The 14,465-nt window shown below is 40.8% G+C and carries 15 protein-coding genes; 10 read left to right on the top strand and 5 right to left on the bottom strand.

Going from position 1 to position 14,465, the window contains the following annotated elements:
• Positions 1 to 4 precede the first annotated feature (4 nt).
• Positions 5 to 235, top strand: coding sequence for a cytochrome b5 domain-containing protein (locus EQO05_RS09630; protein WP_128505988.1), 231 nt, complete (start codon positions 5 to 7; stop codon positions 233 to 235).
• A gap of 400 nt (positions 236 to 635) precedes the next feature.
• On the top strand, positions 636 to 1,184 hold the full coding sequence (locus EQO05_RS09625; protein WP_128505986.1) for an adenylate kinase family protein: 549 nt from the start codon (positions 636 to 638) through the stop codon (positions 1,182 to 1,184).
• Between the two features lie 173 nt (positions 1,185 to 1,357).
• On the opposite strand, the gene EQO05_RS09620 is transcribed toward EQO05_RS09625, so the two are convergent.
• Positions 1,358 to 1,813, bottom strand: a complete 456-nt coding sequence (locus EQO05_RS09620; protein WP_205793763.1) for an Ig-like domain-containing protein — start codon at positions 1,811 to 1,813, stop codon at positions 1,358 to 1,360.
• A gap of 509 nt (positions 1,814 to 2,322) precedes the next feature.
• On the opposite strand from EQO05_RS09620, the gene EQO05_RS15555 reads away from it, so the two are divergent.
• Complete coding sequence (locus tag EQO05_RS15555) at positions 2,323 to 2,493, top strand: hypothetical protein (protein ID WP_164888524.1); 171 nt, start codon at positions 2,323 to 2,325, stop codon at positions 2,491 to 2,493.
• Positions 2,494 to 2,552: 59 nt separating this feature from the next.
• Here EQO05_RS15555 and EQO05_RS09615 read toward each other — a convergent pair whose 3' ends face one another.
• The 4 genes from EQO05_RS09615 to EQO05_RS09600 form a co-directional block, all read right to left on the bottom strand.
• Positions 2,553 to 3,074, bottom strand: a complete 522-nt coding sequence (locus tag EQO05_RS09615; RefSeq protein WP_128505984.1) for a nicotinamide-nucleotide adenylyltransferase — start codon at positions 3,072 to 3,074, stop codon at positions 2,553 to 2,555.
• Positions 3,075 to 3,128: 54 nt separating this feature from the next.
• Positions 3,129 to 4,169 carry a F420H2 dehydrogenase subunit FpoF gene (gene fpoF, locus EQO05_RS09610; protein WP_128505982.1) on the bottom strand — a complete coding sequence of 347 codons (1,041 nt, stop codon included), beginning with the start codon at positions 4,167 to 4,169 and terminating at the stop codon, positions 3,129 to 3,131.
• A gap of 105 nt (positions 4,170 to 4,274) precedes the next feature.
• On the bottom strand, positions 4,275 to 5,261 hold the full coding sequence (gene mer / locus EQO05_RS09605; protein ID WP_128505980.1) for a 5,10-methylenetetrahydromethanopterin reductase: 987 nt from the start codon (positions 5,259 to 5,261) through the stop codon (positions 4,275 to 4,277).
• A gap of 647 nt (positions 5,262 to 5,908) precedes the next feature.
• Complete coding sequence (locus EQO05_RS09600) at positions 5,909 to 6,817, bottom strand: TolB family protein (protein WP_164888523.1); 909 nt, start codon at positions 6,815 to 6,817, stop codon at positions 5,909 to 5,911.
• Positions 6,818 to 8,486: 1,669 nt separating this feature from the next.
• Between EQO05_RS09600 and EQO05_RS09595 the strand changes: the two genes are divergently transcribed.
• From EQO05_RS09595 to EQO05_RS09565, 7 genes are all read left to right on the top strand, one after another.
• Positions 8,487 to 9,392, top strand: coding sequence for a right-handed parallel beta-helix repeat-containing protein (locus EQO05_RS09595; protein WP_128505976.1), 906 nt, complete (start codon positions 8,487 to 8,489; stop codon positions 9,390 to 9,392).
• 870 nt (positions 9,393 to 10,262) lie between these two features.
• The gene (locus tag EQO05_RS09590; RefSeq protein WP_128505974.1) at positions 10,263 to 10,493 is read left to right on the top strand and encodes a DUF2180 family protein; all 231 of its coding nucleotides are present in this window, start codon (positions 10,263 to 10,265) and stop codon (positions 10,491 to 10,493) included.
• A gap of 9 nt (positions 10,494 to 10,502) precedes the next feature.
• On the top strand, positions 10,503 to 10,724 hold the full coding sequence (locus EQO05_RS09585) for a DUF2180 family protein (RefSeq protein ID WP_128505972.1): 222 nt from the start codon (positions 10,503 to 10,505) through the stop codon (positions 10,722 to 10,724).
• A 349-nt stretch (positions 10,725 to 11,073) separates the two neighbouring features.
• Entirely contained in the window at positions 11,074 to 11,733 is a 660-nt protein-coding gene (locus tag EQO05_RS09580) for a flavodoxin family protein (protein ID WP_128505971.1), read from the top strand.
• A 128-nt stretch (positions 11,734 to 11,861) separates the two neighbouring features.
• Complete coding sequence (gene afpA, locus EQO05_RS09575; RefSeq protein WP_128505969.1) at positions 11,862 to 12,497, top strand: archaeoflavoprotein AfpA; 636 nt, start codon at positions 11,862 to 11,864, stop codon at positions 12,495 to 12,497.
• Between the two features lie 52 nt (positions 12,498 to 12,549).
• Entirely contained in the window at positions 12,550 to 13,056 is a 507-nt protein-coding gene (locus EQO05_RS09570) for a ferritin family protein (RefSeq protein WP_128505967.1), read from the top strand.
• 23 nt (positions 13,057 to 13,079) lie between these two features.
• Positions 13,080 to 14,288 carry an FprA family A-type flavoprotein gene (locus tag EQO05_RS09565; protein WP_128505966.1) on the top strand — a complete coding sequence of 403 codons (1,209 nt, stop codon included), beginning with the start codon at positions 13,080 to 13,082 and terminating at the stop codon, positions 14,286 to 14,288.
• Positions 14,289 to 14,465: the final 177 nt, after the last annotated feature.

The following is a 14,465-nucleotide window of genomic DNA, read 5'->3' as shown; positions in this document are numbered from 1 at the left end:
GGAAATGAAGGAATACACAATTGAAGAACTTGCAGAGTACAATGGCCAAAACGGCAAGATGTATATTGCCTACCAGGGCCAGGTCTATGATGTTTCGGACAGTTATCTATGGGACGGTGGCACTCACCAGGGACTTCATGACTCAGGGAAGGACCTTACCGAGGAGATGGACGAGGCACCTCATGGGCCTGAAATATTTAAGGATTTTCCTGTTATCGGAACTTTGAAAAAATAAAATGGTTCTAAAGGGTTCGCCTGCATAATGAAATAAGGATAGAAAAAAGCTATCGTAGATTTGCCAATACTATTCAGACTGGCGTGTTATGAGATTTCGGCTGAGGTTTTTCTAGCCTCTTCTCATTTTAGGAAAAATTAATTCGCTTCCGGGCAGATTCTCACAGTAAGCTATTCTGAAATCTGTCAGAAAGCTATCCTAAAAACGCTTCTTTTTTATTTTATACCAGCTCAGGAAGCCGTGGAAAAAATAAAGGTTAGACTTCAGGGCTGATAAAAAACAGTTGCATGCCTGAATATAGGTGTCAATACTTTTCACAAATAATCTTCCCAGCAATATTTTATCAAATGCTTTTTCAGGATGCATTAAGTATAATTGATATAAATCCATTCTTTTCTCCATGTTAATAGGACTCACCGGTACACCGGGTACTGGAAAAACCTCAGTGAGCAAGCTTCTGGAAGGCAAAAGACACTGGAAAGTAATCCATCTTAACGACCTGATCAAAGAGGAACACCTTTACACTGAGATTGATGAGGAAAGAGATGCTGTCATTGCAGATATGGAATTTGTCAGACAGCGCGTTGAAGAGATTATTTGTGGAAGGGAAAATGAGGTAATAATTCTTGAGAGCCATCTTGCTCATTACATTGCGGATACCGTAATTATACTCAGGACACGCCCGCCGGAATTAAAAATAAGGCTGAAAGCAAGGGGTTATTCGGAAGAGAAGATAAAAGAAAATCTTGAGGCTGAGGCTCTTGATGTGATTCTGGTTGAAGCCTTTGAATGGTGTGAGAAGGTTTTTGAAATCGATACAACAGGAAAAAGCCTTGAAGAAACAGGTCAGGATATAGAGACAATCATAAATCATGTTTTAAGTGGCAGTGAAGAAGAATTACTGATGTATAAACCCGGATCCATTGACTGGATTGACCTCGTTCCTTGATTTTTTAAATTGCCATTTTAATAAAACGTTCTCCTAAAAAGTTTTTGACAAAATTCTCTTCAAAAAATCTTTTGATAAAACTTTATATAAAAAGTTTTGTTTTAAAGAAAAGTAGTAAGGGATAAGGGGATTAGACCCCGGAAGATTAACACTTCCTTTTCCCTTAAATGTGCTTAGCACTTGCAAGTTTTGCATGCTGAGCTGGTAGGACTCTTTGCACAGATGGAGGTGCACTTTGAGCAGCTGTTGCATTTGACATTAATCTTAACGGTTGCACAGTCGGTTTTTCCATCAGTGCTTTTTACACAGTATTTGAAACTGTCAGTAAAAGATTTACTGCATTTTGCTGGCTTTGTATAGCAGAATTTACCGTTGCTCTGCATACAGACCTTGCCACCCATTTTGGTTGTGATACATTTTGTAGGAGATGTAACTTTAAGGCTGCATCCCTTGTCATTCTTCAGCACATTATAGCAACAGGATTTAGAGTTACATGTAAATGTATCGTCTCTAGCGTCTGTCTTCGTCTTACACTTGCTGCATGAAGAACACGCGGCTGCTCCAGTCATAGACATGACAAAGAAAACCAGCGTGAAAACGCAGATTGCCTTAAACATAGTTCTTCTCATAATATATCCTCCATAGTATACACTCAACCATAAAAATTTCAAAGATATTGATCTTTAAATCCGATTCTCACTGGCAATGAAAATATACTCTTCCGGATTAAACCCCCCGATTTATCAGGGAGATATATTTTCAATGATTGAGTGATATTTCTTATCTATTACTTAACAAACGGTTAAAGATTTAACCGATTTTTATGAAGTTTATGCACCTCAAACTTTCTCAAGAAATAAAGGGATTTATCAATGTGCATTATTGTAATATCGATTGCAGCAATTAACCTGATACATCAAATCAAGTTTAAAAGTTGAAATAGATTATCGCAAAACACATAGAAAATGACCCCATATTCGTATCAAAAAGTTTTAAGAGTACACAAATAGAAATAGTGTTTCCTTTTATAAGAAATTATCTCTTAATTTTATGTTAGACTGTTTAGTTTTCCCACTTTTTTAAAAAATGTATAGAGATTGTTTTGACACGTACACAGAAAAATAATTACACGTAGATTGTGATTAGATATGAAGCATTATTAATAGCAGACGCCTCTGCAAATACCAATAAAGAACAACAGAGAATCGAGAAAAAAATAAGAAAGCAAGGAAAAAATAAGAAAATAAATGTGAAGAAAGCCAGGGGTCAAGAGAAGCCAGATTGGGGTGAAGAAAAAAGACTGCAATGATGTCAAAAAATACGCAGTGAAGAATTAAGTTGTTAAAATTAAGTAACGAGGGAGTACTCTTATAAAGAAGAGTTAGAATCACTGGCGGAAACATTCCTCAGGCGAGTTACTCCATCGATTTCTCTGATGACCTCCACGATAGGTTTTGGAACAAGATGTTCCCATTTTTCCCCTGCAACCATTCGCCTTCGGATCTCCGTACCTGAGTATCTTTCCCTGACATAAAGGGGAGATTCCTTTACGCAAAACCCGGCTTCCCGAAAGAGCTGGATAACCAGCGGATTGTTTGAGTACACCACTTCAAAATTAGGCGTTCGGGATGCCACATGATGAACCCATATAGAATTGTACCTTACATCTTCAATGGGCAGGACATAATGCCGGATAGGGAGATTTTCAAGCGCGTTGTACAGCATCAGCACTCTTTCCCCTGCCGTAAACGGGTCAGTGGATTCATGACTTTTCTGGGCACTTCCTATGCCTACAACCAGTTCGTCAACTTCTTCCGCAATCTGCTTAATTATGGCATGGTGCCCGAAATGATACGGTTGAAAACGTCCAATATAAAAAGCTCGCATCATCCCGGATTCCAACCTCCAACTCTGCCCTGGTTATTATCTCGATATATTTTGATTTCAAACCGTTTCGTTACGGATTCCTGTTTCAAAACTGAACTCTTTACAGACTTCTCTAAAATGTTCAGCATTGTTTTTGCGCTTCATATCAATAAGCTTTCCGACAAGTTCGAGGCCTGGTTTGGGGTCTTCCATAATTTCCATCTCATCGCGGACCATATCGAAGTATTTCTCTCCGACCTCTGTCCTTATAAAGACTGAATTCCACCCATCCGGGGCTCCGACAGAGCCTACTGAAATGTCGGCAAAGACCGAAGTGTAGTCACAGCAGTGATGGCAGGGGTTCCGGGCATATCTGGCTACATCCTTAATAGGCACAGAGTGAACCTCGCCATCACTGGTGTAGACCCAGAACTTACCCTTGGTAAACTCCATCTTCGTGACATCCTCAATCTTTACTTTCATGATCTCAGGAATTATCTTCCCAAGCATTACATCTTGATGAAAACTTTCCATACAGAGTAATCCAATAATAAGCACTATTTTCTCGCTTACATTATCACGGATCAGCTTTGCAGAGTGAGCCTGGCAAGGAACCCCGACAACTGCAATCCTGTCGTATTTTTCGAACGCTTCCCTGAGAGCTGCAACAACCGGATCAGAGGTATACTTGGTCCCCCTTGTCCTCTCGACATCTTCAGCACTTGTTAATAGAACTACTTCAGGTTCCCAGTTCTCATTTCTAGTAATTCCAACGGCACAATCGATTTTACCCTGATTGAAAAGAGTCTTCAGGATGCCGCTGGTTACCCCTCCATCCTGGCTGCCGGCACTATCCCTGGACTTTGCGGCAAAGAACTTGCGCACATTTGCAAGTTCATTCTCGATGAAGCCGTCTACTACCGGACAGATTCTGCTGCAGGTTAAACACCCCTCACAAACCAGATACCCAGCTCCCTTCTCATAAAGACTCAGATCATTCGGATCACGAATTTCTGCCGCCTTCTTTACAGTTACAGCCCCTATGGGACATACGGCTTCGCATGCCCCGCAGGCTGCGCATATGTCATGTTCGATGACTTCTGCAATCTTTGGTGGCAATTAGTTACCTCCAGTGCCTTGATTTACCTGCCTTACAGACAAGACGTTTTTTAAAAATATTATAATAAGAAAAAATTAAAAAATATTATGAAAGATGTAACAGAATTACATCTTTGCAATGATTTCTTTACCTATAAGCTTTATTGCTTTTTCTTTGTCAGGACCGATCGGAGATCCGGCAACAATCTGGGTAACTCCGATTGCCTCAAGGTCCCTGATTCTCTTCATGCAGTCTTCAGGAGTTCCGCAAATAGAAAAGGCTTCGATCATCTGAGGAGTCACAAGTCCGCCCATGAGAGCTCCGAAGTCTCCCTTGGCAATGGCTGCACCTATCTGGCTCTTGGCTTCGACAGGGATTCCGTGGCGCTCGAGAACAAGGTCAGGGGAACCTGCAACAATGAATGCGACTACGACCTTTGCGGCATTGACTGCCTTTACAGGGTCTTTATCGATTGAGAAGCAGGCATATGCTGTAACATCGACTTCCTTCGGGTTACGGCCAGCTTTTTCGGCTCCTTTCCTGATCTGCTCGACAGCAACTTCAAAGTCCTTAGGGTGGGAAGCATTGATAAGAACACCGTCTGCGACCTCACCGGCGAGTTCGAGCATTTTGGGACCCTGGGCACCCATGTAGATAGGAACATCGCCGGCTTTGAAGGCAAGCTTGGCACCTGCGAATTTGACCATTTCTCCATCCATGGAAACCTTCTGGCCTGAAATGAAGCTCCTTATTGCCTGAATTGCTTCTTTGGTGGTTGCAAGGGGTTTTTCCCATGCAATGCCCATGGCATCGAAAGTTGCTTTGTCTCCGGGTCCGAGACCAAGAACTGCCCTGCCGCCTGAAATTTCGGCAATTGAAGCAATACTGGATGCAGTAATTGCGGGATTTCTCGTATAGGAGTTTGTTACACCGGAACCGATCTTGATACTGTTGGTGTTCAGAGCGAGAACGGTAAGAGTGGAATAGACATCACGATTGTTGTAGTGGTCAGTGATCCATACATAGTCGAATCCCTGCTGTTCTGAGAGCTTTGCGTAATATGCGATCTTTAAGGCGGGATCGCTCGGCACAAATTCAATTCCGAACTTCATATCAGATTACTCCTGAATACTGTATATTAGTTAAATGGGTCCGTTTTTGTCCCCAAAATACTACTTTCGAATAATAATTAATATCCATTACAATAGATATTAATTATGAACCTTAACTGAATTCACATAACAGTATTTAAGAATCTATATATAATTAACTGTATTAAACGAATTGTATATAAACCGCCTTATAAAAAGATTTCTTTATTTATCCTCTCACCGGAGTCTTTTTCAAACATGAACCACTCAAGAAAGATGATCAAACCTTAAAAACCTTTTCTAGAAACTGCATTCGCAGACGCAATTTCAAACCTGCCTGCCTGGATCATCAGAGGGTGGGAGCTTTTCTTGAATAAAAGGATTCCTTTAGGAACTAGCAAAAGATTTATATTAGAAAACGGCATGTGCCGGAATTTCCAGTATTTTCGCTTGACGTCACCTGCAGCTACGAAACAGCCTATGATGAAAATAAAGATTAATGCAAAAATGTAACTATGAAAATAAAGTATGAAAAAGCAGCACGAGTAGATTTGCCGTGAAATTCAGTTTAGTATAAAAAGTTGAAGCAAGGATATAAGAAGAAAAGATAGAGTAGTGATTTTGCTACTCTATTTTACTATGGTATATTTCGCTGTCTGATTTTCCTATCAGTAATCTAACATATAGATACTACCGGAATCGGACCACACTATGACGTTGCCGGATATCACCGGGGTTTGTGCAGTGTAGCTATTGGTCAACTGTTCACTTTTTTCGGTATCCATATCGTATATATATAAATAGCCTGAATTCAGATCCGCAAGCTCATTATGTTTTAAATACAGAATTTTATTGCCGCTTATGTCAGCTGGACCGCCAGTATCATAACCAGTCATGCCGTCACCTGTCGTGACTTCGATCTGTTTTCCGGTAGCAGTATCGTACATGCGGATATTGCCCAGCCTGTTGTAGAAATCCGACCATATGACGTTATCGCCGTAAATGTGTGAAAACATATTATCACCATACTGGCTGACATCTATTGCTGTTCTGGTGTTAATATCGTATATGTAAATTTGCGGAGTATCATCGCCGGAATATGACTCATATGAGATCCTGTTATCGTAAATATCAGGATTGTCTCCAGCTGCGATTTTGATCTGTGTGGAGGTAGATATGTCACGCATGTAAACCGTAGAATCTGCACTCCACACGACCCTATCGCCAGAAATGGCAGGAATGCTGCCGTTATCTACATCTGCTGTGATATAAGATCTTGCCCCATTACTTATATCATATACAGTAAGCCTCGGGACTCCAGTGCTCTTATCACACCACACTAATTTATTGCCTGAAATCGCTGGATGAGAGGCTGAAGAAGATAGAATTTCAGTTTCTTCTTTAGTCGTCAGGTCATAGACGTGAATAGTACCATTATCTACCCACACTATTCTACCAGCATCGACAGCAGGCTCAGACCCACTGCCAATTTTTTCATATTGCCCGGCTGAAGCCGCTGTCGATACGAGAATCAAAAGTATAAGAACTAATGATATCGAAAATAATGTTCGTTTCATTTTTTCCCCACCGGATGCCGTTAGTAAAGCCTTAATCTCCTCAGACATTATCATAACAACACAAGTTAATATAATTGTAATTTATCTTTAATAATTGATTAAATCATTGATTTATAATGTTATTATTATGTTAATAGAATTACTACACAAGATATAATTATAGAAGTAAAATATCTTCTAATCATAATTGCATATCAGTGTTCATTGGCTGAAAACCAGTATGAAGCTGTATCTATCGAATGCTTCAGGTTGCAGCTCAGAATCCGGGAATGTTAATTCAAGAATTTAAAACATTTGCTTCTCGCCTCAGGTCAGGCAGGATATTTATATAAAAAGTCAGGCAGGATATCTGGATAAAAATTCCGGCCTCTGGTCAGCATTAGTATTTATTTTCCTGGTGAAGAAGGTGAAAAAATAGTACCAGCTAACCAGCATCAATAAAAAATCAATATCAAACAAGAGCTAAATGGCTGAGAAACTGGAAAGATAAATTTACTGCGGCTGGTTGTACAATTCAATTCCCCTGACATACTCAAAAATGTTTTCATTATGGAGTGATATCTTTTTAAAACATAACAGGCTTTCTCGGAGATTGAATAATAAAAATATTTAATTTTGCAATTCCTATTTAAAACTTGATAGCTCAAGCAATTAACTGTCTTTCTACTCTATTCCTCAACTGTTTTCATTCGAATTTACAAATAATTTTGTCTCAAAGAACTCTGGATATTTATTTAGAGCTTATCACCTGGTTATGTAAGCGATCAAAGGAAATATTTTGAAAAGCTTTTCTTTGCACTTTTCGAGATATAACCAATTGTATAAGATTGGGCGAACAAGGAACCAGAATTTCAGAGTAATGCCCGGATCTTTTACCCATACGGGCATCAAGTCAATATAATGCGTTTTTAACCGAGATTCAACAATTATAAGTTTGCGTTCTATGTTTAGTCCTGATTTTTATCAGGCAGCTTAATTGCCTTTATTGCGTAAGTTTCTTTTGAATTACAAATCCGTTTTTATGTCGTGATTCGATAGCTAATTAAGTAATTTTTATGAAATTTTATTTGCTTGTATTCTTAAAGATTCAGAAAGTTTCGAAATAAAGACATACTGTTTAAATTTGTTTAATAAAATACCAAAAATATTTTATAATAGGATCGCATAAGCAGGGTTGTCAACTCAGGAATTCAACAATGGTGAATGAAAGCTTTTTAAAAGGAGAGTTGACCTGTGGCAAAAGGCCGTGATTAAGTAAGCAGAAAGTATTGACCAGAAGGATGCTATCCTGGGGTCAATGATAAGTTTTGTGTTTATAGAATTCAAAACTTCCAGTTTCCGGCCACCTCCGACAAATCCCTATAAGTGATTGGAGAGTGGAGACTCTGTGTGCAACGTGTCCGCCCCACTAAAACACAAGAACCGAATTGGATAGGTTCAAAAAATATTACGCAGACGTAATAAGAATCATACCCGTATAGAGCCGACCTGATCAGGGAGTTCTGTTAAAGAATTCGAAAAATCCCTACCTGATTAGATTAGTTCGGAAAAGTAAGTATTACGAGTACGTAATATGGAATTTTGAGAAATACTTGGGAAGAAAGTAGCTTACCGTATAAATTTTGATTTCACTTAAATCCCTATAAAAATCCAACCCAAAGGTGATACGATGCTTAAAAGACAACTAGGAACCCTATTCCTGGTAACATGCCTTATCTTAACAACTGTACCGGCTGCCTTAGGCGCTGCGAGTACACAGAGTTCAAAGGTAGTAACTGTTACAGGAGACGGAAGTGGAGATTATAATGTTGATGGAAAAGCCGATGATGTCGAGATTAATCAGGCGCTCGAATTTGCCGCAAAAAACCCGGGCACAACTGTCCACCTCAAAGGCCCATTCACATATGATATAAGCGATTCTCTGAAGATCGGCAGCAGCACGGTCCTTGAAGGAGATTCCAGTGTAACAATTAAACTCGCCAAAGGATTATCCCTCTGGGGCAGCCGCGAGAGCAGCATTGCAGAAAAGAAAGCCATGATTATGATTAAAGGTGATTCTGCAAGCGATGTTACAATTAAAGGCTTTACTGTTGATGGCAGCCAGTCAGACTATTATCCTAACGTCAGGCTTGGAACTTCCTCCTACAATATGGCAACACTCATAGGCGTTAATGGATTAACAATTCAGAATATGACATTCCAGAACGGATGTAACGACGCCATGCTTATTTCAAAGTCAAGCAACGTCATGATCGACACAGTAACTGTAAACAAGTGTGGTCACGATGGTGTATATGCCTATCACGTAAATGGCATTACAGTTAAAAACTCTAAATTTATTAACCGGACCAATTCATCCGTTCGGTTTGATTCCGTTACCGACGGAGTAATGACAGACAATGATTGTACTACGTCTGGTGGTGGATACGCAGGTTTGGAATTACAGGGAACTCTTAAGAACATAGAAGCCTCTGGCAACTATTTCCATGACTTGCCTTCCCCTGCAGTAGTACGCTTAAACACAAAAGAAACTAATGTAAATATCCACGATAACAGAATTGAAAACTGTGGATAAGCGATTAATTAATTGGAAAACTCTCAGTTATGAAACTGGGAGCCAACTCATTTATTTTCCGAAGGTATATTATGATCAAAATTAAAGGCTGTCTGCCTTGAGTTGCCTCAAGTTTCTATAATTTACACTAACTAATACCTGGCTTTTTTAATATTGATTACAGCTGTCCTGTAATGATTTTCTTTGTCTCGAAGTAAAGAACCTGTTCTTACACCCTGTATTTAAACGAGATGTTCTTATCGCCGTGTTAAATGCACCTTTTGCATGTAATCTTTCCTTGCCTGACCGCTCACATATCTTATCAAATGTGAGTCTATCAAAACTGCCCTGATTTAACCTGCAGGAATCTCATTACGTTAAAGGCGTTTTAACAGTTTTCACAGGGATGTTCTGAGATATTAATAAAGAAACCGAATATTTCTGGAGAATTTTCTTATTGAATTTTGATATCGAATTATAGTATATCGAAGATATTATTATAGTCTATACTGGCATTTTTTATTACTTTTATATTACTTTTGTGATACATCCAGCTAAAGTTTATGTGTTTTTGAGATATAGATAATAAACGTCATTATCCTGTATTGTTGATAAAAAAGCGGTTAAACAGACTGCCAGATAAGATAATTTTGGTAAGAGGAGGTGAACTGGCAGAGGGGTTATCTGATAAGAGGAAAGGTTCCTTTATGAGTCTGTGGCAGCTCAGTTGCCACCGAAAAATCGAAGATTAACTCCTGTTTTTGCTGCGGAGGGGCCATGACTGCTATAATGAGAAAACAGTGAGTTTCCTCTGAGCCAAATACAGGAGTGCCTTACAATGCTTTCAAATCTGACACGGAATAAAAGTATTTTTAATTTAGAGGGAGAACAATGAGATGCTATGAGTGCGCAAAAGAAGGCAAAAATACCGATGCTGTTGCAATCTGTATTGTCTGTGGGAGAGGGGTCTGTAAAGAGCATTTAATTCATGAAGAAACTCCTGCCTGGGAAGGAGAATATCCTGTAGAGCTAAAACCCGACCTTGAACATATTAAACGGATTGTGTGCATTCCCTGCCATCAAGCCCTGAAGGAAAACTGCCTGTTTAACGAGGTCTGTTGAGGTGATTATATGCTTAAATGTTACGATTGCCTTGAAAAGAGTGAAGACCGTGAAGCCGTGGGTGTATGCATTGTTTGCGGGAAAGGTCTGTGCCTGGAGCATATTAAACAGGTCGAGTTTCCCATGAGAGGGGGATACCCGCTGCCCAGACTGAATCTAAGGAAAGGGCTTCCCAGGATGCTGTGCCGTCAGTGTATCGACTCCATTTTTGGGGAAGACATCTGTGTGTGATTCCGCAGGTTTCCACATAGCCTTCAGGCTGAATTAACTTTCCTTAAGGGAGTATCGGGAATTTATATTTCTAAATTTGTAAAAAGCCCCATTTTCAGAAAATGAAAACCTGTTTAACTCCCTTCCGAGTTATGAGTGTGTCGGGAAAAGCTTGAAAGCCAGAAAACAAGCTGGAATCAGGCTATTATTTTTCTTTGCGGATAGCTTTTGCAAAAAGTATTCCCTGCAAAACTAAAATTTAAAAATCAGATGATAACATTATTCAGGCATAAAATTATTTGTCCGAAAGGCATACTAGCATACAGGTATATTCGATTATGTGTAATTTTACATGCAATTCGGAGGGGACATGCAAGAAACCGAAGCCAAACCGGTAAGGATTCTAGGGATATCCGGAAGTCCCAGGAATATGGCGACTGATTTTCTGGTCCGTGAAGCGCTGAAGATTGCAGAGGAGAAATATGGCGCAGAAACCGATTATTTTTCTGCCAAAGGAAAAAAGCTGAACTTTTGCATCCACTGCGACTTCTGTATAAGAACAAAGGAAGGTTGCATTCACAAGGATGACATCTCAGCCGAGCTTTATGATAAGATGATCTGGGCAGACGCCTGGATAATTGGAACTCCGGTCTATCAGGGAACACTGAGTGCTCAAACCAAAACTATAATGGATAGATGCAGAGCCGTGCTTGCCAAAAACCCCAGGGTTTTTTTGAATAAAGTAGGAATGGGCATTGCAGACGGAGGAGATAGGATGGGAGGACAGGAGCCGGCAATCCAGACTATCCTGAACTTTTACGTTATCAACGAGATGATACCTGTAGGAGGGGGCTCTTTCGGAGCTAATCTGGGTGGAACTTTCTGGTCAAAGGACAAAGGGGCGGAGGGAGTAGCCGAGGATTCCGAAGGCATGAGAAGCCTTCGAAAGACCCTGAAAAAGCTTGTCCAGACTACCCAGTTTGTAAGGAGAGCTTCTTCGGAAAAAGAATCCGAATCCCTGCCATCCTAAGTACCAGAAGAAGCAGGAAAATGATGTAAACTTCGGAAGAGCCGGGATTTCAGATATCAGATTAAACAGGATAATCAGGAAATCGAAATAGATCCGTAATAAGACAAACCAGTTAAGGAGGAATTGTTTTGGTAGAATCGTTAAATAAGGAAATTAAACGAATCGCATGGGGGATAACAGGTTCGGGAGACCAGATGATTGAGACATACAGCATTCTGGTAGACATCAAGAACCGGACAGGGGTTGAGGCAATGGTTTTTCTCTCCAAGGAAGGCGAGACCGTAATGAAATGGTATCATCTCTGGGACAAAATCCAGACCGATTTCCCAAACTTCAAGGTCGATGCAGGCCCCAATTCCCCATTCATTGCAGGCCCGCTGCAGATGGGATACTACGATTTCCTGCTGATAGCCCCGGCAACTGCCAATACTGTTGCAAAAATTGTGTACGGGATTGCAGACACCCTTGTTACAAATGCAGTATCTCAGACTGCAAAAGGAAAAACACCTATTTTCATCCTGCCTGTAGACCAGAAAAGGGGAAGTGTGAAAACCGCTGCACCCAGCGGCAGAGCTTTTGAGCTTACCATGCGCGAAGTAGATGTTACAAACTCGGAAAGACTTGCACGGATGGAAAATATCACAGTACTTGCAAGCCCCTATGAGATCTATGATATATTCGGAATTGAGCGGCCTTCTGAGGATATAATAGTAAAAGTGAAAGAACGAAAGAAGACGAAAGTTAAGAAAGAAGCAGGAAAATGAGCACTTTAAAATGGGAAATTGAAAAAATAAGGTATCAGAGGGGGTAAAGGATATGAATAGCGCGTATCGAAATGTAGTGGAGGAAGTAAAAAACCTCAAGGGAATTGAAGAAGCCGTAGCTCTGGCAATCGAGAGAGAAAAAGAAGCAAGGGACTTTTACCTGAGTAAAGCTGCTTCGATGGACGATCCTAAATTTAAAGAACTCTATGAGTACCTGGCAGCTGAGGAAGTAAAGCATCTTGGCTACCTAGAAAGCTATCGTGATAAGAGAGAGTTGCCCGCCATAAGTACGGAAATTCCTAGCGGTCAGTCTTTCACCCCTGAGTTTGATTTAGGGCGTACAAAAGGTGGGGAGGTCACGCTTGGAGATGCGGGCATCCTTCTTGCAGCCCTGAGGCATGAGAGAAAAAGCGAGGATTTCTATACTGAAGTCGCAAAAAGGGTTGAAGATGAAAGCCTGAAAAATTTCTTCCAGATGCTGGCAGGCTATGAAAGAGGCCATTACGAGATGATTGACAGCTTCCTGGATGAAGTTACCAGATTCAGAATGCAGACCTGAAAGGCAGCACGAGCTGTGAGTATATGGATGCGGAAGAAACAGGTGGAGTCGTCGAACTCTCCCGCGGAGTTTACTGGGTAGGAGCAATAGACTGGAATGGCAGGGATTTTCATGGGTTTACTACCCCTGGAGGAACAACCTATAATTCCTACCTTGTTATAGGGGAAAAGACAGCTCTTATAGATACGGTAAAGGCTCCTTTTACAGGGGAGATGCTAAGGCGCATCGGTCAGATCATCGATCCCTCAAAACTTGACTATATCATAATAAACCATATGGAGCCTGACCACTCCGGATCTCTGGCCGACCTTAAAAACCAAACAAACGCGAAGATTCTCATTACAAGAAGGGGAATCGATATTCTTAATGGTTATTTTAGGGACTCGGGCAGTGAGAATTGGGACATTGGGATTGTAGCAACTGGCGACCAGCTGGATCTGGGTGGGAAAACCCTCATGTTCCTGGAAGCTACAATGCTGCACTGGCCTGACAGTATGGAGACTTTTCTGAAAGAAGACAGGATTCTCTTCTCAAACGACGGTTTCGGGCAGCATATAGCAACCTCAAAAAGGTATGATTTCGAGGTAAGAGATATTCTCCCTGAAGCAGCCGAATACTATTCAAACATTCTCATGCCTTTTCATATACCTCTTCTTCGATATCTAGGAGTACTGGCCAGACTGGAAATAGAACCCCTGCAGATAGCTCCTTCTCATGGGATTATATGGAAGCAGGACCTGCCGAAGATCCTTGAGGCTTACAGATCATGGGCAAACGGTGAGGTTAAGGAAAAAGTGCTTGTGATATATGATACTATGTGGGGCAGCACAGAAATAATGGCAAACGAAATTGCCGAAGCTGTCCGGGTCGCCGGTGTGGAGGTAAAACTGCTTAATCTCCGGAAGAACCCGAGGAGCCATATCATGAAGGAGCTACTTGATGCAGCTGCCTTTGCTGTAGGTTCGCCGACCCTTAATAATGGGCTTTTTCCAACGGTCGGCGACTTCCTGGTATATCTTAAAGGCTTACGTCCCCGGAAGAAAAAAGCTATGGCATTCGGGTCTTACGGCTGGGGAGGAGGAGCGGTAAAAATAATAGAGCAGGAACTGAAAAACGCAGGAATTGAAGTATTTGAGCCCGGACTTCAGGTAAAGTACAGGCCATATGGAAAAGAACTGGTGAGATGCCAGAAGCTTGGAGAGAAGCTCGCAGCTGCCGCAAAAGAGCAGTAGTAATTATCCTGGCTGCCTTTAAAAACTTGTTCTGTCTAACTCTTCTCCTTTTAAAACTTATCTTATCTTAATTCTCCTTTTAATATTTTTCTTCGTTATATTCTATTTTTTTATAAATGTTTAAAATAGGCTTTCAGTCTCAGTAGCCATATAATCCGGAAATCTTTGCCCGGAATC

Source organism: Methanosarcina sp. MSH10X1 (assembly GCF_004099695.1).
Lineage (GTDB): Archaea > Halobacteriota > Methanosarcinia > Methanosarcinales > Methanosarcinaceae > Methanosarcina.
Note: the sequence above shows the minus strand (reverse complement) of the source record. Positions and strands in the feature narration are given on the sequence as shown.

What these genes read in the sequence shown, in the direction of transcription:
- mer (WP_128505980.1), bottom strand. Translation starts at nt 5,261, where the DNA reads ATGAAGTTCGGAATTGAATTTGTGCCGAGCGATCCCGCCTTAAAGATC.
- EQO05_RS09600 (WP_164888523.1), bottom strand. Translation starts at nt 6,817, where the DNA reads ATGAAACGAACATTATTTTCGATATCATTAGTTCTTATACTTTTGATT.
- EQO05_RS09615 (WP_128505984.1), bottom strand. Translation starts at nt 3,074, where the DNA reads ATGATGCGAGCTTTTTATATTGGACGTTTTCAACCGTATCATTTCGGG.
- EQO05_RS09595 (WP_128505976.1), top strand. Translation starts at nt 8,487, where the DNA reads ATGCTTAAAAGACAACTAGGAACCCTATTCCTGGTAACATGCCTTATC.
- EQO05_RS09580 (WP_128505971.1), top strand. Translation starts at nt 11,074, where the DNA reads ATGCAAGAAACCGAAGCCAAACCGGTAAGGATTCTAGGGATATCCGGA.
- EQO05_RS09630 (WP_128505988.1), top strand. Translation starts at nt 5, where the DNA reads ATGAAGGAATACACAATTGAAGAACTTGCAGAGTACAATGGCCAAAAC.
- EQO05_RS09625 (WP_128505986.1), top strand. Translation starts at nt 636, where the DNA reads ATGTTAATAGGACTCACCGGTACACCGGGTACTGGAAAAACCTCAGTG.
- EQO05_RS09570 (WP_128505967.1), top strand. Translation starts at nt 12,550, where the DNA reads ATGAATAGCGCGTATCGAAATGTAGTGGAGGAAGTAAAAAACCTCAAG.
- EQO05_RS09590 (WP_128505974.1), top strand. Translation starts at nt 10,263, where the DNA reads ATGAGATGCTATGAGTGCGCAAAAGAAGGCAAAAATACCGATGCTGTT.
- EQO05_RS09565 (WP_128505966.1), top strand. Translation starts at nt 13,080, where the DNA reads ATGGATGCGGAAGAAACAGGTGGAGTCGTCGAACTCTCCCGCGGAGTT.
- EQO05_RS09620 (WP_205793763.1), bottom strand. Translation starts at nt 1,813, where the DNA reads ATGAGAAGAACTATGTTTAAGGCAATCTGCGTTTTCACGCTGGTTTTC.
- EQO05_RS09585 (WP_128505972.1), top strand. Translation starts at nt 10,503, where the DNA reads ATGCTTAAATGTTACGATTGCCTTGAAAAGAGTGAAGACCGTGAAGCC.